This is a genomic window from Actinoplanes philippinensis (genome assembly GCF_900113015.1).
GTDB classification, from domain to species: Bacteria; Actinomycetota; Actinomycetes; order Mycobacteriales; family Micromonosporaceae; genus Actinoplanes; species Actinoplanes philippinensis.
Map to the genome: position 1 here is coordinate 372692 of NZ_FONV01000002.1, position 19455 is coordinate 392146.

The following is a 19455-nucleotide window of genomic DNA, read 5'->3' on the forward strand; positions in this document are numbered from 1 at the left end:
CCGGGCAGGGAAAGCGGATCAGACGGACAGCGGCTGCGAATCCGAACGCACCGGGGCGGGCAGTTCCCCGGCCGCGCCGAGGTACCGGTGGATGGCGGCCGCGGCGGCCCGGCCCTCGGCGATCGCCCAGACGATCAGGGACGCGCCCTTGTGCATGTCGCCCGCGACGAAGACACCCTCGGCGCCGGTCTGCCAGCCCGCGTCCGCGTCCAGCACGTTGCGCCGGTTACGGGTCAGGCCGAACTGCCGGAGCAGGGGCTGGTCCTCCGTACCCTCGAATCCGATCGCAAGAAGGACCAGATCGGCGCGCAGCTCGCGCTCGGAACCGGGAGTGACGCTGACCGTGCGCACGCCGTCGATCCGCTGCACCGAGACGTCGGCGATGCGGATCGCGACCAGGTCGCCGTTCTCGTCGCCGACGAACTCCTGGACGGCGACGCCGAAGACACGGTCGCCACCCTCCTCGTGCGCGGCGTAGTTGCGCAGGATCAGCGGCCACGTCGGCCACGGGTCCTTGACGCCGGTCCGCACCTCGGGCGGCAACGGGTACTGGTCGAGCTGGGTGATCGACGCCGCGCCCTGGCGGTGGGCGACGCCCAGGCAGTCGGCGCCGGTGTCGCCGCCGCCGATGATGACGACGTGCTTGCCCTTGGCGTCGATCGGCGTGGTGTCCTGCAGGCCGGCGACGATCCGGTTGGCCGGGACCAGGTGCTCCATGGCCAGGTGCACGCCGTTGAGGTGGCGGCCCGGGGTGTCCGGGGTGTCCCGGCCGGCGAGCGCGCCCGCCGCCAGCAGCACCGCGTCGTACCGGTCACGCAGGTCGTCGGCGGTGATGTCGGCGCCGACGTCGACGCCGGTCTGGAACTCCACACCCTCGGCCGCCATCTGGGCGAGCCGCGCGTCGATGACGTGCTTCTCGATCTTGAAGTCGGGGATGCCGTACCGCAGCAGGCCGCCGATCCGGTCGTCGCGCTCGTAGACGGTGACCGCGTGGCCGGCCCGCGCCAGCTGCTGGGCGGCGGCCAGGCCGGCCGGGCCGGAGCCGACGACGGCGACCGACTTGCCGGAGGACGCCGGCGCCGGCTGCGGCGTGAGGCCCGCCCCGAACGCGTAGTTGGCGATCTCCACCTCGACCTGCTTGATCGTCACCGGGTCGTCGGCGATGCCGAGCACACACGCGGCCTCGCACGGCGCCGGGCAGAGCCGGCCGGTGAACTCGGGGAAGTTGTTGGTGGCGTGCAGCGAGTCGGACGCGGCCGCCCATCCCCCGGTCCGGACCAGGTCGTTCCAGTCCGGGATGCGGTTGCCCAGCGGACAGCCGTCGTGACAGAACGGGATGCCGCAGTCCATGCAGCGGGTCGCCTGGTCGCGGATCAGCTCCTCGCCCGCGGGCGGGTAGACCTCTTTCCAGTCCAGGATCCGGACCGGAACCGGCCGGCGCTTCGGGAGCTGCCGCTCGTACCGGAGGAAACCGTTAGGGTCAGGCACTGGTGACTCCCATGACCGCCTCGTCCACGTTGCGACCGGCAGCCTCGGCGGTCCTGATCAGTTCCATGACGCGCTTGTAGTCGCGCGGCACCACGGCGGTGAACCGCTCCACCGCCGCGCTCCAGTCCTTGAGCAGGCGGCCGGCCACGGCCGAGTCGGTCTCCGAGTGGTGCTTCTCGACGAGCGAGCGGAGCTGGTCGCGCTCGTCGTCGGTGAGCGGGCCCAGGTCGACCAGCTCCGGGTTGACCAGCGACTGGTCCAGGTCGAGCACGAACGCCTTGCCGCCGCTCATGCCGGCCGCGAAGTTACGGCCGGTCGCGCCGAGCACCACCACCGTGCCGCCGGTCATGTACTCGCAGCCGTGATCGCCCACGCCCTCGACGACCGCGACACCGCCCGAGTTACGGACCGCGAAGCGCTCGCCGACCCGGCCGCGCAGGAAGATCTCGCCGCCGGTCGCGCCGTACAGGATGGTGTTGCCGGCGATGGTGTTGTCCTCGGCGGTGAACGGCGCGTCCTCGGCGGGGCGCACGATCAGCCGGCCACCGGACAGGCCCTTGCCGACGTAGTCGTTGGAGTCGCCGATCAGGCGCAGCGTGACACCGCGCGGCAGGAAGGCGCCGAACGAGTTGCCACCGGTGCCGCGCAGGGTGAACGAGATGGTGTCGTCGGGCAGGCCGTTGCCGCCGTACCGCCGGCTCACCTCGCCGCCGAGCATCGCGCCGACGCTGCGCTGGTCGTTGTGGGCGGCCAGCTCGGCGTGCACCGGCAGGCCGTCGGTCAGGGCCGGCTGGGCCAGCTCGATCAACTGGTTGTCCAGCGCCTTGTCGAGGCCGTGGTCCTGGGCGACGACACCGCGGCGGGCGGCGCCCTCCGGCAGCTCCGGCACGTAGAGCACCGGCGACAGGTCGAGGCCCTTGGCCTTCCAGTGGTCGACGGCCTCGGTCACGTTCAGGATCTCGGCGTGGCCGATCGCCTCGTCGATGCTGCGGAAACCCAGCTCGGCGAGGATCTCCCGGACCTCCTCGGCTAGGAAGAGGAAGAAGTTCTCGACGAACTCCGGCTTGCCGGTGAACCGCTCCCGCAGCACCGGGTTCTGCGTGGCGATGCCGACCGGACAGGTGTCCAGGTGGCAGACCCGCATCATGATGCAGCCGGAGACGATCAGCGGCGCCGTCGCGAAACCGAACTCCTCGGCGCCCAGCAGAGCGGCCACCACCACGTCGCGGCCGGTCTTGAGCTGGCCGTCGACCTGCACGGTGACCCGGTCCCGCAGCTTGTTGAGCAGCAGCGTCTGCTGTGCCTCGGCCAGGCCCAGCTCCCACGGGGTGCCGGCGTGCTTGAGCGAATTCAGCGGGGACGCGCCGGTGCCGCCGTCGTGGCCGGAGATCAGGATGACGTCGGCCTTGAGCTTGGCGACACCCGCCGCGACCGTGCCCACGCCGATCTCGCTGACCAGCTTGACGTGCACCCGCGACTGCGGGTTGACCATCTTGAGGTCGTGGACCAGCTGGGCCAGGTCCTCGATGGAGTAGATGTCGTGGTGCGGCGGCGGCGAGATCAGGCCGACGCCCGGGGTGGCGTGCCGGGTCTTGGCGATCCACGGCCACACCTTGTTGCCGGGCAGCTGACCACCCTCGCCCGGCTTCGCGCCCTGCGCCATCTTGATCTGCAGGTCGTCGGCGTTCACTAGGTACTCACTCGTGACACCGAAACGGCCGGAGGCGATCTGCTTGATCGCGGAACGGCGCTCCGGGTCGTACAGCCGCTCGACGTCCTCGCCGCCCTCGCCGGTGTTCGACTTGGCGCCGAGCCGGTTCATCGCGATGGCCAGGGTCTCGTGCGACTCCGCGGAGATCGAGCCGTAGCTCATCGCGCCGGTGGAGAACCGCTTGACGATCTCGCTGACCGGCTCCACCTCGTCGATCGAGATCGGCGTACGGTCCGAGTCGAACCGGAACAGGCCACGCAGGTGACCGGCCTGCGCCGACAGCTCGTCGACCTTGCCGGTGTAGCGGCGGAACACGTCGTACTGCTTGCTGCGCGTCGCGTGCTGCAGCAGGAAGACCGTCTCCGGGTTGAACAGGTGCAGCTCACCCTCACGACGCCACTGGTACTCGCCGCCGACCTCGAGCCGGCGGTGCGCCCGCTCGGCCTTGTTCGCCGGGTACGCCTTCGCGTGCCGGGCCTTGATCTCCTCGTGGATCTCGGCGAGACCGACGCCGCCGATCCGGCCGGAGGTGCCCGCGAAGTAGCGCTGGAGCAGCTTGTTGTCCAGGCCGACGGCCTCGAAGACCTGCGCGCCGCAGTACGACGACACGGTCGAGATGCCCATCTTGGACATGATCTTCAGGACGCCCTTGCTGAGCGCCTTGATGTAGTTGCGGACCGCCTTGCGCGGGTCCAGGCCCGGCAGCGCGCCGGTGGCGATCAGGTCCTCGGCGCTCTCGAAGGCGAGGTACGGGTTGACCGCCGCCGCGCCGAAGCCGATCAGCGTCGCGGCGTGGTGCACCTCGCGGCAGTCACCCGATTCGACGACCAGCGCCACCTGGGTGCGGGTCTGCTCGCGGACCAGGTGCTGGTGCACGGCCGCGGTGAGCAGCAGGGACGGGATCGGCGCCAGGTCCGCGTTGGAGTCGCGGTCGGAGAGCACCAGGATGCGTACGCCGTCCTCGATCGCCTCCGACACGTGCCGGCAGATCTGGGTGAGCCGCGCCTTGATGCCGGCCGCGCCGTCCCGCAACGGGTACAGCCCGGAGACCCGGACCGCCTTGAAACCGGGCAGGTCGCCGTCCTCGTCGATGGAGAGGATCTTGGCGAGCTCGTCGTTGTCGATCACCGGGTACGGCAGGACGATCTGCCGGCAGCTGGCCGGACCCGGCTTGAGCAGGTTGCCTTCCGGCCCGATCGTCGCCGCGAGGCTGGTGACCAGCTCCTCCCGGATGGCGTCCAGCGGCGGGTTGGTGACCTGCGCGAACAGCTGGTGGAAGTAGTCGAACATCAGCCGAGGCCGGGTCGACAGCGGCGAGATCGGGGTGTCCGTGCCCATCGAGCCCAGCGGCTCGGCGCCACCGCGGGCCATCGGCGCCACCAGAATCTTCAGCTCCTCCTCGGAGTAGCCGAATACCTGCTGACGGCGCAGCACCGAGTCGTGCGTGTAGATCACGTGCTCCCGGGCGGGCAGGTCGTTGAGCTCGATCAGCCCGGCGTGCAGCCAGTCCGCGTACGGCTCGGCGGCGGCCAGCTCGGCCTTGATCTCGCCGTCGTGCACGATCCGGCCGGCCGCGGTGTCGACCAGGAACATCTTGCCCGGCTGCAGACGGCCCTTGGCCACCACGTCAGCGGGCTCGACGTCGATGATGCCGGCCTCGGAACCGAGCGCGACCAGGCCGTCCTTCGTGTGCCACCAGCGCCCCGGGCGCAGGCCGTTACGGTCCAGCACGGCGCCGATGACCGTGCCGTCGGTGAACGCCACGGCGGCGGGACCGTCCCACGGCTCCATGAGGCTCGCGTGGAACCGGTAGAAGGCACGCCGCGAGGGCTCCATCTCCGGGTCGTTCTCCCACGCCTCGGGGATCATCATGAGCACCGCGTGCGGCAGGCTCCGGCCGGCCAGGTGCAGCAGCTCCAGCACCTCGTCGAAGCTGGCCGAGTCGGACGCCTCCGGCGAGTTGATCGGGAAGAGGCGCTTGATGTTGCCCGGCAGGTTCGGCGTGGACAGCAGCGCCTCGCGGGCGGCCATCCAGTTCTTGTTGCCGCGGATCGTGTTGATCTCGCCGTTGTGGGCGATCAGCCGGTACGGGTGGGCCAGCGGCCACGACGGGAACGTGTTCGTCGAGAACCGGGAGTGCACCAGGGCGATCGCACTGGCCACCCGCTCGTCGGACAGCTCCGGGAAGAACGCCGGCAGCTGCTCGGGCGTGAGCATGCCCTTGTACGTGATGGTCCGCGAGGACAGCGACGGGAAATACGCCGCGACGCCACGCTGCGAGGTCTCGCGCTCGGCCTGCTTGCGGATGCAGAACGCCACCCGGTCCAGCTCGATGCCGCTCAGAGCCGCGCCGGCGGGGCCGGCGGGCGAGTCGACGAGCCGGTGCGCGGAGAGGAACACCTGGCGGATCGCGGGACGGGCGTCCTCCGCGGTCGCGCCCAGGTCGGACGGGTCGACCGGGACGTCGCGCCAGCCGAGCACCTCACCGCCCTCGACGAGCACGTACTTCTCGAACACCTTCGTCGCACGGGCCGCATCGTCGGGGTCCGTGGGCAGGAAGACGAGGCCGGTCGCATACTGCCCGGCCGGCGGCAGCGCGAAGCCGGCCGCGGCGCGGTAGTACTCGTCCGGGATCTGGATCATGATGCCGGCGCCGTCACCGGTGTTCTGCTCGGCGCCACGCGCGCCCCGGTGATCAAGCCGGATCAGCGCGGTCAGACCCTTGGCCACCACATCATGGGAACGACGACCGTGAATGTCGGCAATGAATGCCACACCGCAGGCGTCGCGCTCCGTCTGAGGGTCGTAAAGCCCCTGGGGGTGCGGATATGCCACCGGGCCTCCTGTCGTCACTGGTGTTTCATTCTGAGGTCGGGACGACGTCGGCCCTGCAAAGTCTCTTGAGTCTACGTTAAGAGCCTCTGATCTCCGCCAGATGCGGATTGATCACACCTCGTGCGATCACGCGCCGATCCGCGGACGAACTGAATAGCACAGCCGGTGCGAGGACCGGTAGTCTCGCGCGATGGCGCCAGCGGATTCCGACCTCTTCGACCGACTCGAGCGGTTCTACGACGCTTTGCCCCGACCCTGGACGCGAGCCGAAGAGATCGGGTCTCTCGTTCTCTTCATCCGCGAGGGAGAGGGCTGGCCCTACTATGCCCGCCCGAGGCCGGGTTCGCACACCCCCTCGGCCGCCGACATCCTCGACGTCCGGGCCCGCCAGCGCGAGCTCGGTCTGCCCGAGACCTTCGAATGGGTGCACGAGACCACCCCCGACCTGCTGGCCGTCGCCCGGTCCGCCGGCCTCGACGTGCTCCTCGCCCCGCTGCTCGTGCTCGACCCGGCGGCCCTCGTCCCCGACCTGCCGCTGCGCGACGCGGCCATCCGCTACCTCGACCCGGCCGCCGAGACGTTCGCCGACGACCTGCGGCACGCCCGCACCGTGGCGCGGCTCGGGTTCGGCGCTCCCGCGTACCAGGCGCCCCTCGAAGCGGCGGAGAAGACGCTGGTCATCGACGTCGCCGGGCCGGCCGAGCGGGACGCGGGCGCGGCCCTGACCGCCGAGGCCGTGCAGCAGGCCCGGGAGATGGCCGCCGGAGGCGACTACCTGACCGCCGTGGCCGAGTCGCCGGTCGAGGGCATCCTCGCCACCGCCACCAGCCAGCGGCACGACGACGTGGCCGAGATCGTCGGGGTGGCCACGCTGCCGTCCGCGCGCCGCCGCGGCTACGCCTCGCAGCTCACCGCCACGATCGCCGGGCGGCTGCTGAACGAGGGCGTCAACCTGGCGTTCCTGTCCGCGGGCGACGACGACGTGGCACGCCTCTACACCCGCGTCGGCTTCCGGCGGGTGGGCACGGCCTGCATCGCCGAACCGGCCGCCGCACCCCTCTAGGCAGGCGGCCCGGCGCCAGGTCAGCGATTCCTCACACTTCCCACATGATGGTACGCCGTAAGCACCGCTATGAGTTTGACCACTTACTTCTGACGGGTTCCCACGCCCACGAGCTGCACCGCACCCACGGCAAATGATCTTCACAAACAGGTGAACGAAAATGTGAGATCTCCCATCCACCCGTCCCGAACTCTGAACCTCCCCCTCGTCTCACCCCTACCCCGCCGGTCCTCAGCGCTGCATCAGCCCGCCGATACAGCGCTGCCCGCCGGCCTGCTCAACCCAGCCAGCGGTCACGGCTGCAACGGCGCGCACGAAAGCGCTGAGGGCTGGCTGGGTTCAGGCGGGGGTGGCGGGAGCGAGCCCAGAACGGCGGGGGCTCGGAGGCGGGGCGGTGGGGTGAGCGGGACCACCGCATTGGCCCGGCGGGGGCGGGCGGCCTGGAGCAGGGACTGCGTTGTGCGGGAACCGGCGGGGCGGGAATGGTGCGGTTGTGTGCGGTTACGTGCGTACCAAAGCAATGGCACCGTTGAATTCGCGCATTGCCGGAAGTGAACGGACCACCGGGACCGGATTTGTATTTTCGAGGGCTATTCCGGGGGGATCCAGTCGGCGGAGGGGTCGAGCGAACGGGCCAGCAGGCGCGGGCGCATGTGGTTGAGCGCGGCGTCGCGGGCGCGGAGGGCGAGGCGGCCGCGGGCCTGGACGACCGCGGACATCCGCCGGTTCTGGCGGACGACGGTGGTGGTGCGCGGGCGGCGCAGGCGGCTGTAGGTCTCGACGGCGGTGGTGAGCGCGGGGCCCGGTTCGGTGTCGGCGACCAGGGAACGCAGCGTCGCCACATCCTCGAAGGCCAGGCACGCGCCCTGGCCCAGATGGTGTGGCATGGCGTGGGCGGCGTCGCCGACCAGGACCACGCCGCCCGGACCGGACGGGAAACCGTAGGCGCGCGGGAGGGGGCGCAGCTCGCGGACGCCCTGCGGGACCAGGTCCTCGGGGCGGGTGGCGTCGAGGAGCGCGCCGACCGGCTCGTGCCAGCCGGAGAACCAGCGGCGCAACAGGGCCAGCTGGGTGGCGGGGGCCTCGGGACGGGCCGCGCCGGCCGCCGTGGCCACCCAGTAGACGCCGCCGCGGCCGGCCGCGTGGTCGCCGAGCGGGATCGCCACGAACCGGTAACCGGCGCCGAGCGTCTCGCCGCCGACGCAGCGGTCGCCGTCGAGGCGCGGGACCCGGAAAGCGGGGATGACCGCCTGCCAGGCGGCGAAGCCGGAGCCGACCGCCACCGACTCGGGGGCGACTGCGGCGCGCACCCGGCTGTCGATGCCGTCCGCGCCGACCAGCAGGTCCGTTTCGATAGTGGTACGCCCGTCGCTGATCACCGGCCGGCTCCGCAGCCCGGTGCGGATCGTCGTCGCCTCGAACCCGGTGCGGATCTCCACCTCGCCGAGGCCCGCGACCAGCGCGTCGTACACGTCCTCCAGGTGGGCGGCCGCCGGTGACGCGCCCGTGCCGGAGCGGGCACGCGGCGCCACCAGCCACTGCCCGTCCGGGCGCCGGACCCCGCCGTCGGGCAGCGGTGACGCGATCGCCGTCCAGCCGCCCTCCGGATCGAGGGACTGGAGCGCACGCAGGCCGTTGGGCCAGAGCACCACCGCTGTCGGTGGCGCGGCGACCCGCTCGGCGCGCTCCAGGACGGTCACCCGCCAGCCGGAACGCGACAGCGCGCCCGCGGCGGCCAGGCCGGCCATCCCCGCGCCCACCACCACGGCCGTGCGCATGGGATCAGTCCTTGTCGGCGGGTTTGTCGGCGGAGTCGTCGGCCTCGCCGTCGCCGGCGGACCCGGCCGACACCGGCGCGGGCTCGGGCTCCGGCTCGGCGGCCTTCTCCTCCTCCGGCAGGGCGCCCGACTTCTGATACTCCACGAACTGCTCCTCGGTGACCAGCCGGTACGCCACCGGGGGCTTGCGCTCGGCGGTCTTGCCGGCGGCGGTCACGTCCACCTGCGAGACGTCACTGTCGGCGTCGGCGGCGGCCGGCTCGGCGACGGTGTCCGGGCCGTCGATCGGCACCACGTAGCCGCGCGGGCCCTTCACCATGAAGAAGTAGATCGCCGCGCCCAGGAAGACGAGGATCGAGGTGTAGACGTTGAGCCGGATGCCGAAGAAGTGCGTCGCGGTGTCCTCACGCAGGATCTCGATCCAGAAGCGGCCGACCGTGTAGGCCATCACGTAGAGCGCGAAGGCCCGGCCCCGGCCGAACTTGAACTTCCGGTCCAGCAGCCAGACGAACAGGGCGACACCCAGGTTCCACACCAGCTCGTAGAGGAACGTCGGGTGGTAGAGGTCGGGACGGGTCACCGGCTCACCGTCGATCATCACGGCGTGGCCCGGGTTCGACGGGTCCATCTCGTGCACCTCGAGGCCCCACGGAACGGTGGTGACGCCGCCGTACAGCTCGTTGTTGAACCAGTTGCCGAGACGGCCGATCGCCTGCGCCACCGGCAGGCCCGGGGCCAGCGAGTCGGCCACCACACTCAGCGGGATGCCGATCTGCCGGGCCGCGATGAGCGCGCCGACCGCGCCACCCGCGACCGCGCCCCAGATGCCGAGGCCGCCCTCCCAGATGAAGAACGCCTTGACCGGGCTGCCGCCCTCACCGAAGTAGTCCTGCGGCGACGTGATCACGTGATAGATCCGGGCGCCGATGATGCCGAACGGCACCGCCCACACCACGATGTCGAGCGACACCCACGGCGCCGCCCCGCGATGGCGCAGCCGCTGCTCCAGGATCAGCGTCGCGGCGACCATGCCGAGGATGATGCAGAGGGCGTAGGCGCGAATCGGAAACCCGAGCACATGCCACACCGACTCGGTGGGACTGGGGATGGCGGCGATTATCACGGGTGCACACGCTACCGTCGCGCGGTCGATCTGTGATGCCCAGGGCACCGGCTGAAATCAGCCGGTGCCCGGTTGTTATCTGCGGCGGACGCCGTCCGCGAGCTCGGCGCTCAGGGCGCGCAGATTGTCGAGCCCGGAGGTACGGTCGTCGGCCTCCAGCACGCAGCGGATCAGCGCGCTGCCGACGATCACGCCGTCAGCGAACGCGGCCACCTCGGCGGCCTGCTGCCCGTTGCCGACGCCCAGGCCCACGCCGATTGGCATCTCCGGGTCGATCGCCCGGATCCGCTGGACCAGCTCGGGAGCCTGCGACGACACGCTCTTCCGGGCGCCGGTGACACCCATCAGCGCGGTCGCGTAGACGAAGCCCCGGCAGTTGGCCAGGGTCATCGCGATCCGCTCGTCGGTGGAGCTCGGGGCGACCAGGAATGTCCGGTCGATCCGGTGCGCGTCGGCGGCGGCGATCCACTCGGCCGCCTCGTCCGGGATCAGGTCGGGCGTGATCAGGCCGGTCGCGCCGGCCGCGGCCAGGTCGCGGGCGAACGCGTCGACACCGTACTTCTCGATCGGGTTCCAGTAGGTCATCAGCACGACCGTGGCGCCCGCCGACGAGACCGCGTCGATGATCTTCAGGGTGTCCCGGGTACGGACGCCGTTGGCCAGCGCGATGTCGCTCGCCTTCTGGATCACCGGGCCGTCCATCACCGGATCGGAGTACGGAAGCTCGACCTCGATCACGTCACAGCCGGCCTCGTGCATCGCGATCATCTGCTCGATGCTGTGGTCGACCGTCGGGAAACCGGCCGGCATGCAGCCGACGAGCACCGACCGGTTCTCCGCCTTCGCCTTGGCGAACGTCTCCGCGATGCTCACGTGTTCTCCCCCGGGACGACCGTCTCGACCTGATCGAGGATGCCGAAGTAGGCCCCCGCGGTGTGCACGTCCTTGTCACCGCGCCCGGACAGGTTGATCACGATCGTCGGTGTCCGGCCGAGCTCCTCGCGCAGGCGCGGGGCGATCTTCGCGGCGCCGGCGAGAGCGTGCGAGCTCTCGATCGCCGGGATGATCCCCTCGGTCCGGCAGAGCAGCTGGAACGCGGCCATCGCCTCGGCGTCGGTCACCGGCTCGTAGACCGCCCGGCCGGTGTCGTGCAGCCAGGCGTGCTCCGGGCCGACGCCCGGGTAGTCCAGGCCGGCCGAGATCGAGTGCGACTCGATGGTCTGGCCGTCGTCGTCCTGCAGCAGATAGGTGCGGTTGCCGTGCAGCACACCGACTGAGCCACCGGTGATCGACGCCGCGTGCCGGCCGGTCTCCACGCCGTCGCCGCCGGCCTCGAAACCGTACAGCCGGACGCCCTCGTCGGGCACGAACGCGTGGAAGATGCCGATCGCGTTGGACCCGCCGCCCACGCACGCGGCCACCGCGTCCGGCAGGCGGCCGAGCTGCTCCAGGCACTGGGCCCGGGCCTCGACGCCGATGCCGCCGACGAAGTCGCGCACCAGCTCCGGGAACGGATGCGGGCCGGCCGCGGTCCCGAGGAGGTAGTGGGTGGTCTCGACGGTGGAGACCCAGTCCCGCAACGCCTCGTTCAGAGCGTCCTTGAGGGTACGGGAACCGTTCGTCACCGGGACCACCGTCGCCCCGAGCATCCGCATCCGGGCCACGTTCAGCGCCTGACGCTGGGTGTCGGTCTCGCCCATGTAGACGACGCACTCCAGGTCGAGCAGGGCCGCAGCGGTCGCGCTGGCGACACCGTGCTGACCGGCGCCGGTCTCGGCGATCACCCGCGGCTTGCCCATCCGCTTGGCGAGCAGCGCCTGCCCCAGCACGTTGCGCACCTTATGGGCGCCGGTGTGGTTCAGGTCCTCCCGCTTCAGCAGGATCTCCGCGCCCAGGGCCTCGGACAGCCGGGTCGCCCGGTAGAGCAGCGACGGCACGCCCGCATAGTTGAGCAGCAGGTCCTGGAACTGTGCCTGGAACTCCGGGTCCTGTTTCGCCGACCGGTACGCCGCGTCCAGCTCGTCGAGGGCCTTGATCAGCGCCTCGGGCACGAACCGTCCGCCGTACCGGCCGAAGTGGCCGGCCAGGTCCGGCAACGTGGGGGCGCTCACCGCACGGGCCTCGGCGTCGCCGGGTGGTTGCCGGCGTTGACCAGCTCGGCCACCGCGTCACGCGGCGACTTCTGGGTCACCAGGCCCTCACCGACCAGGACCGCGTCAGCGCCCGCCGACGCATACCGGATCAGGTCGTGCGGGCCGCGCACACCGGACTCGGCGATCTTCACGACGCTCTGCGGGAGGCCGGGGGCGATCCGCTCGAAGACCGACCGGTCCACCTCGAGGGTACGCAGGTCGCGGGCGTTCACCCCGATGACCTTCGCGTTCGCCTCGAGCGCCCGGTCCGCCTCCTCCTCGTTGTGCACCTCGACGAGGGCGGTCATGCCCAGCGACTCGATGCGCTCGAGGAGGCCGACCAGCACGTTCTGCTCGAGGGCCGCGACGATCAGCAGCACCAGGTCGGCGCCGTGGGCGCGGGCCTCGTGGACCTGGTAGCTGGAGACCACGAAGTCCTTGCGCAGCACCGGGATCTTCACGGCGGCGCGCACCGCGGCGAGATCGTCCAGCGAGCCGCCGAACCACCGGCCCTCGGTGAGGACGCTGATGCACCGGGCGCCGCCCTGCGCATACTCCCCCGCCAGCTCGGCCGGGTCGGGGATGTCGGCGATCGCGCCCTTGGACGGCGACGCCCGCTTCACTTCGGCGATCACCGCCACGCCGGGCTTGCGCAACGCGGCGTACGCGTCGATCGCGGGCGGGGCCGCCGCGGCGAGCTCCCGCACCCGCTCGAGAGGCACCTGTGCCTGCCGCGCCGCCACGTCCTCACGGACGCCGGCGAGGATCTCCTCGAGAACGTTCTGCTTTGCCGCTCCGCCAGCGGGTCCGCCGGTGCCCGCTTCCGCCTGATCGGATGTCACGTAATGACTCCCCTCTCCGGGTGTCTTCGGCCCGATGCTAGGAGGTGACACCCGGTGACGGGGGGCCGGGGGTATGGCGCGCCTCACGGAATGGACTGCGGCATAATGCCTGGCTGCCCGTCGAGGATGTCTCCTCGCTCACATCGCGCGAGCAGTGCTCAGGCCGCTGTGCAGGGGGACCTCCCCCGTTCGGCCGATACCACGCCGCGTTGACACGGGTGTCACCGTGCGGAAATACGACTCCACCATCATGTGACTCGGGCAGACTTGTCCCGGCGTCCAGTACGCCGTCAGCCAGCCGGACGATATTGCGGAGTCGACCTCATGGCCACTGAGTTAACCCAGCCGATGAATTTCGCCGTCGTGTCCCGAGTTCTCGTCTCGGTGGCCGCCGAGGTCGCCACGGGCGTCCAGCGGGCGGTCGTCGGTTCGGACAACGTGCGGACCGCGCGGGAGAACGCGTGGGACGCCATCCAGGCCGACCGGGCACGGGCCGCCGCCCGCGCCGAGACGGCCCGCGCGGTCGCCGCGATGATCGCGGTCGCTCCGGCCGGCCGCCGTCGCGCCAAGCCGCTGACCAGCGCTCACCGGTAAGGCGCAGAACACGACCGGGCAGCCCGCGACCGACCGGGCCGCCTGAGGACCACCCGGCTGAGGACGACCGGCCGGCCCGGCACGGGCTCAGCGCGCGGTCGGGTCCTCGCCACGGTCCAGCGCATCCCAGAGGTCCCGGCCCGAGGACGACACGTCCTGGCCCGGGAACGGCTCGCTGGAGGCCGCAGCGGCCGGGCGCCGCTCGTACCGCGAGGACATCGCCGACCAGAGGTGACCGTGCCGCGCGGCGAGCACGCCGGCCACCGTCACCGCCGCGCCGCCGCAGACGCAGGCGATCGGCCAGACCGGGCTCGCCGAGCCCGGGTCGAGGCCGGCCCGGGCGACGATCGCGCCGACCGCGACGCTCACGCCGGTCAGGGCCAGCACCACGCCCAGCAGCCGCCGGGCCCGGCCGCGGGTCGCCAGCAGGGCCCCGGTGGCGGCGAGCGCGACGACCGCCACGCCGATCAGCCACGGCTGGGCGTCGGCGCCGGTCTGCACAGTCCGCAGATCCGACAAACCGGGCCGCTGCTCGACGTCGACGGCCCACTCCCGGGTCGCCGCGAGGAGCGCCAGCCCACCGCCGGCCAGGCCGGCCAGGACAGCCTGAGGATACGTCCTCATCGGGCGGCGCGCAGGGTCTCCGCCGAGGCGATCGCGGCGAGCACCGCGGCGGCCTTGTTACGGGTCTCCTGCTCCTCGGCGGCCGGGTCGGAGTCGGCGACGATGCCCGCGCCGGCCCCCACATACGCCACACCGTCCTTGAGCAGCGCGGTCCGGATCGCGATCGCCATGTCCATGTCGCCGGCGAAGCCGAAGTAGCCGACCGTGCCGCCGTAGAGGCCGCGCCGGGTCGGCTCCAGCTGCTCGATGATCTCCATGGCCCGGACCTTGGGCGCGCCGGAGAGGGTGCCCGCCGGGAACGTCGCGGCCAGCGCGTCGAAAGCGGTCCGGTCGTCGCGGAGCCGGCCGACCACGGTCGAGACGATGTGCATGACGTGGCTGTACCGCTCGATCCGGGCGAACTCCGGCACCTCGACGCTGCCCGGCTCGCAGACCCGGCCCAGGTCGTTGCGGCCCAGGTCGACCAGCATCACGTGCTCGGCCCGCTCCTTCGGGTCGGCGAGCAGCTCGGCGGCGAGCGCGGCGTCCTGCTCGGGGGTGGCGCCCCGCCAGCGGGTGCCGGCGATCGGGTGCAGCAGCGCGGTGCGGTTGGCGCTCACCTTGAGGTGCGCCTCGGGCGACGAGCCGACGATGTCGAAGTCGTCGAAGCGGAGCAGGTACATGTACGGACTCGGGTTGGTGGCCCGCAGCACCCGGTAGACGTCGAGCGCGGTGGCGTCGGTGGGCCGCTCGAACCGCTGCGCCACCACGATCTGGAAGCACTCACCGGCCCGGATCGCCTCCTTGGCCTCCTCGACCGCCTTCGGGTACTCCCCCGGAAGGGTGCGGCTGACCGGCTCCCCGGCCGGGCGGCGGTCGACCGTGGAGACCATCGGCGGGGTGGGGCGCGACAGTGCGGTGGTCATCGCGTCGAGGCGGCCGACGGCCTGGTGGTACGCCGCACTGCGGGCCGCGTCGTCGGCGTCCGCGTCGAGCACCGCGTTGGCGACGAGCAGCGCCGAGCCCTCGTGGTGGTCGAGCACCACCAGGTCGGTGGCGAGCAGCATGCCCAGCTCGGGCAGGCGCAGATCGTCGGCGGCGGTGGACGGCAGCCGCTCGAAGCGGCGGACCAGGTCGTAGCCGAGGTAGCCGACGAGACCGCCGGTGAGCGGGGGCAGGCTCTCGTCGAGGGCGCCGGTCAGCGCGGCGACCGTCTCGCGCAGGGCGGCCACCGGGTCGCCGTCGAGCGGCACCCCGGTCGGCGGCGTGCCCAGCCAGACGGCCTGCCCGTCCCGCTCGGTCAGTGTGGCGACGCTGCGGACCCCGACGAACGAATACCGCGACCAGGCCAGGCCCTGCTCCGCCGACTCGAGCAGGAAGGTGCCCGGGCCGCCGGCCAGCTTGGTGTAGACGCCGATCGGGGTCTCGCCGTCGGCCAGCAGCTTGCGGGTGACCGGGACGACCCGTTTGCGCGCCGCGACGAAACCGGCCTCGTCGGGGAAGGTGGCTCCGCTGGTCACTGGCCCTCCGTAAGCAGGTCGTCGGTGAAGCAGGTGTGGGTGCCGTTGTGGCAGGCGGCGCCGGTCTGCACCACGGTGACCAGCAGCGCGTCGCCGTCGCAGTCGAGGGAGACGCCGCGCACGTGCTGGTGGTGGCCGGAGGTCTCGCCCTTCACCCAGTACTCCCCGCGGCTGCGGGACCAGTAGGTGGCGCGGCCGGTGGTCAGGGTGCGGTGCAGGGCCTCGTCGTCCATCCAGCCGAGCATCAGGACGTCACCGGTGCCGTGCTCCTGCACGATCGCTGCGACGAGGCCGTCGGGGGTGCGCTTGAGGCGGGCGGCGATGGCCGGATCCAGGGCGGTCTCTACATCGGGTACGGGCACGGATGCGATTCTCCCCCATCGTCTGTCACGGCCGTAACGACCCGCGGGGGGCCCACGATCCGGTAACCGGGGGTGTGTTCGACGATTCGGAGCGGTACCGTCGCCGGGAAGCGCGGTACGTGCCTGACTGCCCGGCGCCCGCCGCCGGCGTGTGCCGTACGACGACGACGTGCGGATCCTGGCATCCCGGCGGGCTCGGACTCGCAACGGGAGTGGTGAACCGAGATGGAGCCGACGTCCAGCCCCGACAACGCACGGCCCTCGCCCGGCCTGGCCCGCTTCTGGCAGGTCCGTCCCGAGCCGGAGCCGGTGGTCGACGAGCCGCTGGAGACCCCGGCCGATCTGCTGAGCGGATCGCCGCTCGGCACCTTCCGCAGCAGGCCGATCCCGCCGCTGGCCCCGATCGCCTCGGCCGCCCGCCATCCGAGTGGGGCGGCCGATCCGTTCGGCCTGAACCGGGTGGGCCGGGAGGAGCAGCGTCATCTTCCGGAGGCCGTCCCGGCCGATCCGGAACGGCACGGCGATCCTGATCACTCAGTACCTCCGGAGGACGAGGCGGAGCCGCTGCAGGACGTAAAGTCCGGTGCGCCGGAGAGTGGCTTCCGTCTCGGCGGGCGTGCCGGGCGGCCGCCCTTCGGCGACGATCCGGAGCCCGCTGCCGCGGCTGCGGACGGCGAGGCTCGGATCGGCGCCGGGCCGGACGACGAGGAGTCGGCCGGCGCCGCACCGGACGAGCTTGCGGATCAGACTCCGCCGGACGCCGGCCAGGAGGCCGCCGAGGTGGCGGGAACCAGCGACGAGAACGGACGTGAGGACATGAACGGACGGGCAGGCGCGCCCGGTTACGCGCAGACCGGCGAGGCCGTCCCGGACGCCTCGGGGGATCCGGCCGAGGAGCCGGCGGGGCAGGCTCCGGCCGACCCGCCGCGCGCGGCCGCCGGCTGGGCCTCGGTGCCCGGCCTGACCCAGCCGATCCCGTCGGTCCCGGGCGCCCCGGTGTCGCCGGCGTATGCGCCGAATCCCTACACGGTCGCTGATTTCACCCCCGACCACCCGGCCGGGTCACTGCAGCCGGTGTCCGGCCTCCCCGGCCAGGCGCCGGAGCAGGCCGCCCCGGAGCCGGCCGACCCGGCGGCGCCCGCCCCGGTCTCGCCGGCCCCGGAGGCGCCCGCGGCCCCGGCCGTGGCGTCGGCCCCGGTGCAGATCCCGGCCACGCGCACGCCGCCGGACCTGACGATCGATCTGGGCGACACCGGTCTCACGCCGGCCGAGGGCGGGTATGGTTTCGCGCCGACCGGTTTCAGCCTGGGCCGCCCGGCCGAGGCCTTCGGTGTGGCGTCGGTCACTCCGGCTGCCCCGCCGGCCGGCACGGTCACACCGCCGTCGGACTTCCTGACGTTCCCGCCCGCGCCACCCGCCCGCCGGGCCCGCGAGGAGGCCGCCGAGGAGGTCCCGTCGCCCCGCCGGTCGGCCAGCCTGGAGGACGCCGAGCCGGCCCGCCGGTCCGGCCGCCGCGCGGCGCCCGCCGAGGAGCCGGCCTCGGCCGACCAGTCCGGCGAGGAGCCGCTGATCGGCCGCACCATCTGGGACGAGGACGCGGCCCGTCACTTCCGGGCGGCGTGGCACGAGGTGAAGGCGGAGTTCGTCGACGACCCGGTCACCGCGCTGACCCGGGCGCACGACCTGCTCACCGACGCGGTGAACGAGCTGACCGAGGTGCTGCTGGCGGAGCGGGACGAGCTGGACCCGCTGCGCGGCACCGACACCCCGGACACCGAGAGCATGCGGATGGCGATGCGCGGCTACCGCGAGTTCCTGGACCGGATCCTGTCGCTCTGAGGTTTCGCCCCAGAGGTGAAAAGATGTGAGCCCTGCCACCCGCGGCACCGGGTGGCAGGGCTCGAAGACGGGATCGGCGCGGCATGACGGCGGCAGAAGGTCGCCGCGCCGATCCCGCCTCGTTCTAGGCGGCGCCGCTGTTGCAGCAGCGCCGGCAGAGGATCGGGTGCAGCAGGTGCGCCAGATCGTGCCGGTCGGTGACCGGGCGGGGGAAGGCCAGGCGGGCGCTGCGGCCGCCCATCCGCACCACGAAGCCGTAGCGGTCCATCCGGACCACCTTGGGCTCGTCGCCCGGGCGGGCCTCGGCGCCGAGCTGACGGCGCACGTAGTCGCTCATCTCGCTCATGTGGTGGTCGGCGAGGTCGGCGATCAGGTCGAACTCGACGGCACGCAGCGGGTCGGGGGTGGCCTCGGCGTAGTCGTCCGGGTCGATCTCGACGAGCTTGTCGTTGCGCTCCCAGCGGACCTCGGCGACCTCCATCCGGTAGAGGGCCTGACTCTCGCCGATGTCGAGCAGGTCGCCGCAGGCGTCGGTGTCGGCGTAGTCCAGCGCGGCGGCCCTGGCGTCGTCGCCGTCGAGTTTCACCGCCCAGCCGGAGACCCAGATCCGCCCCAGGGACGGCGAGGACGCCATCGGGGGCACGTCGCGGATGTCCAGGACGAGCGCGGTGTCGTCGTTGCCGTCCTGTGGGCGGAGCGCCCCGGCGAGAGTACCCTCGCTGGGCACGAGAAGCAGCACGCGTCCCTGAGCGTCGGTCACGTGCCGGACCGGGGCGGGTCCGGGGCGGCAGGCGATGTGGGCGACGGCGGGCAGGTGACCGGCGGCGAGCGTGCGCGCGATCTCGGCGGGACTGGGTTGCATGACGAGCACCTCCGGGCACCGGTTAGGCTTACCTAAGTTAGGCAAGGCTAACCGTAACAGGAGATCGCAGTTGAACAACTCTCGACCCAAGGCGAAGCTTTCGCGCGCCCTCGGCATCCCGCTGACGCGTAAGTGCGTCAAGTACTTCGAGCGCCGGCCGTTCCCGCCGGGCGTGCACGGCCGTGGCCGTCGCAAGGCCTCGGACTACCAGGTCCGGCTGCTGGAGAAGCAGCGGCTGCGTCACCAGTACAACATCAGCGAGGTCCAGATGCGGGCCGCCTACGACGCCGCGCACAAGGCTGAGGGCAAGACCGGCGAGGCCATGGTCACGCTGCTCGAGCGCCGCCTCGACGCCACCGTGTTCCGGGCCGGCTTCACCCGCACCATCTACCAGGCCCGCCAGCTCGTCGTGCACGGTCACTTCACCGTGGACGGCAAGAAGGTGGACCGTCCCGGCTACAAGCTCAAGCCGGGTCAGGTCATCGAGGTCAAGGAGACGAGCCGGCAGAAGCCGCCGTTCCAGATCGCGGCGACCGGCGCGCACATCGACGGGCCGACCGCGCCGTATCTGTCGACCGTCCTCGAGGAGCTGCGCACCACGGTGATCCGTGTCCCGCAGCGCTCCGAGGTCCCGGTGCTCTGCGACGAGCAGCTGGTCGTCGAGTACTACGCCCGCTGATCCGGGCAGGCTCCTGAATCGCTG

General features: G+C 72.0%; 15 protein-coding genes. 4 read left to right on the plus strand and 11 right to left on the minus strand.

The features are described from left to right. Positions 1-18: 18 nt before the first annotated feature. Both BM290_RS05215 and gltB read right to left on the minus strand, forming a co-directional pair. Positions 19-1488 carry a glutamate synthase subunit beta gene (locus BM290_RS05215; protein WP_093610529.1) on the minus strand — a complete coding sequence of 490 codons (1470 nt, stop codon included), beginning with the start codon at positions 1486-1488 and terminating at the stop codon, positions 19-21. Then, a complete protein-coding gene (gltB, locus tag BM290_RS05220; protein WP_093610531.1) occupies positions 1481-6052 on the minus strand; it encodes a glutamate synthase large subunit in 4572 nt (1523 codons plus the stop codon). The genes BM290_RS05215 and gltB overlap by 8 nt, the downstream gene beginning before the upstream one ends. A gap of 172 nt (positions 6053-6224) precedes the next feature. Between gltB and BM290_RS05225 the strand changes: the two genes are divergently transcribed. Then, positions 6225-7097 carry a GNAT family N-acetyltransferase gene (locus tag BM290_RS05225; protein WP_093610533.1) on the plus strand — a complete coding sequence of 291 codons (873 nt, stop codon included), beginning with the start codon at positions 6225-6227 and terminating at the stop codon, positions 7095-7097. Positions 7098-7687: 590 nt separating this feature from the next. Here the strand turns inward: BM290_RS05225 and BM290_RS05230 are convergent. The 5 genes from BM290_RS05230 to trpC form a co-directional block, all read right to left on the minus strand. Continuing rightward, on the minus strand, positions 7688-8875 hold the full coding sequence (locus BM290_RS05230) for an FAD-dependent oxidoreductase (protein ID WP_093610535.1): 1188 nt from the start codon (positions 8873-8875) through the stop codon (positions 7688-7690). Positions 8876-8879: 4 nt separating this feature from the next. After that, on the minus strand, positions 8880-9998 hold the full coding sequence (gene lgt / locus BM290_RS05235; protein WP_093610537.1) for a prolipoprotein diacylglyceryl transferase: 1119 nt from the start codon (positions 9996-9998) through the stop codon (positions 8880-8882). Between the two features lie 75 nt (positions 9999-10073). Further along, positions 10074-10871: a tryptophan synthase subunit alpha gene (gene trpA / locus BM290_RS05240; RefSeq protein ID WP_093610539.1), complete on the minus strand. Its 798-nt coding sequence runs from the start codon at positions 10869-10871 to the stop codon at positions 10074-10076. Next, complete coding sequence (gene trpB / locus BM290_RS05245; protein WP_093610541.1) at positions 10868-12109, minus strand: tryptophan synthase subunit beta; 1242 nt, start codon at positions 12107-12109, stop codon at positions 10868-10870. The genes trpA and trpB overlap by 4 nt, the downstream gene beginning before the upstream one ends. Continuing rightward, positions 12106-12897: an indole-3-glycerol phosphate synthase TrpC gene (gene trpC, locus BM290_RS05250; protein WP_239143398.1), complete on the minus strand. Its 792-nt coding sequence runs from the start codon at positions 12895-12897 to the stop codon at positions 12106-12108. The genes trpB and trpC overlap by 4 nt, the downstream gene beginning before the upstream one ends. Positions 12898-13296: 399 nt before the next feature. Here trpC and BM290_RS05255 point away from each other — a divergent pair, with 399 nt between their 5' ends. After that, a complete protein-coding gene (locus tag BM290_RS05255) occupies positions 13297-13566 on the plus strand; it encodes a hypothetical protein (protein WP_093610545.1) in 270 nt (89 codons plus the stop codon). Between the two features lie 87 nt (positions 13567-13653). Here BM290_RS05255 and BM290_RS05260 read toward each other — a convergent pair whose 3' ends face one another. The 3 genes from BM290_RS05260 to hisI are packed head-to-tail and all read right to left on the minus strand — an operon-like array spanning position 13654 to position 16060. Continuing rightward, the gene (locus BM290_RS05260) at positions 13654-14190 is read right to left on the minus strand and encodes a Trp biosynthesis-associated membrane protein (protein ID WP_093610547.1); all 537 of its coding nucleotides are present in this window, start codon (positions 14188-14190) and stop codon (positions 13654-13656) included. After that, positions 14187-15689, minus strand: coding sequence for an anthranilate synthase component I (locus BM290_RS05265; protein ID WP_093610549.1), 1503 nt, complete (start codon positions 15687-15689; stop codon positions 14187-14189). The genes BM290_RS05260 and BM290_RS05265 overlap by 4 nt, the downstream gene beginning before the upstream one ends. Beyond that, complete coding sequence (gene hisI, locus BM290_RS05270) at positions 15686-16060, minus strand: phosphoribosyl-AMP cyclohydrolase (protein ID WP_373871034.1); 375 nt, start codon at positions 16058-16060, stop codon at positions 15686-15688. The genes BM290_RS05265 and hisI overlap by 4 nt, the downstream gene beginning before the upstream one ends. 216 nt (positions 16061-16276) lie before the next feature. Between hisI and BM290_RS05275 the strand changes: the two genes are divergently transcribed. After that, positions 16277-17890, plus strand: a complete 1614-nt coding sequence (locus tag BM290_RS05275; protein WP_093610553.1) for a hypothetical protein — start codon at positions 16277-16279, stop codon at positions 17888-17890. A gap of 124 nt (positions 17891-18014) precedes the next feature. On the opposite strand, the gene BM290_RS05280 is transcribed toward BM290_RS05275, so the two are convergent. Beyond that, entirely contained in the window at positions 18015-18752 is a 738-nt protein-coding gene (locus BM290_RS05280) for a DUF2470 domain-containing protein (RefSeq protein WP_093611217.1), read from the minus strand. A gap of 70 nt (positions 18753-18822) precedes the next feature. Between BM290_RS05280 and rpsD the strand changes: the two genes are divergently transcribed. Further along, complete coding sequence (rpsD, locus tag BM290_RS05285) at positions 18823-19431, plus strand: 30S ribosomal protein S4 (RefSeq protein WP_093610555.1); 609 nt, start codon at positions 18823-18825, stop codon at positions 19429-19431. Positions 19432-19455 lie beyond the last annotated feature (24 nt).

Coding starts and splice junctions, on each gene's coding strand:
- BM290_RS05225 (WP_093610533.1), top strand. CDS start 6,225: ATGGCGCCAGCGGATTCCGACCTCTTCGACCGACTCGAGCGGTTCTAC.
- BM290_RS05230 (WP_093610535.1), bottom strand. CDS start 8,875: ATGCGCACGGCCGTGGTGGTGGGCGCGGGGATGGCCGGCCTGGCCGCC.
- BM290_RS05255 (WP_093610545.1), top strand. CDS start 13,297: ATGGCCACTGAGTTAACCCAGCCGATGAATTTCGCCGTCGTGTCCCGA.
- BM290_RS05260 (WP_093610547.1), bottom strand. CDS start 14,190: ATGAGGACGTATCCTCAGGCTGTCCTGGCCGGCCTGGCCGGCGGTGGG.
- BM290_RS05275 (WP_093610553.1), top strand. CDS start 16,277: ATGGAGCCGACGTCCAGCCCCGACAACGCACGGCCCTCGCCCGGCCTG.
- BM290_RS05280 (WP_093611217.1), bottom strand. CDS start 18,752: ATGCAACCCAGTCCCGCCGAGATCGCGCGCACGCTCGCCGCCGGTCAC.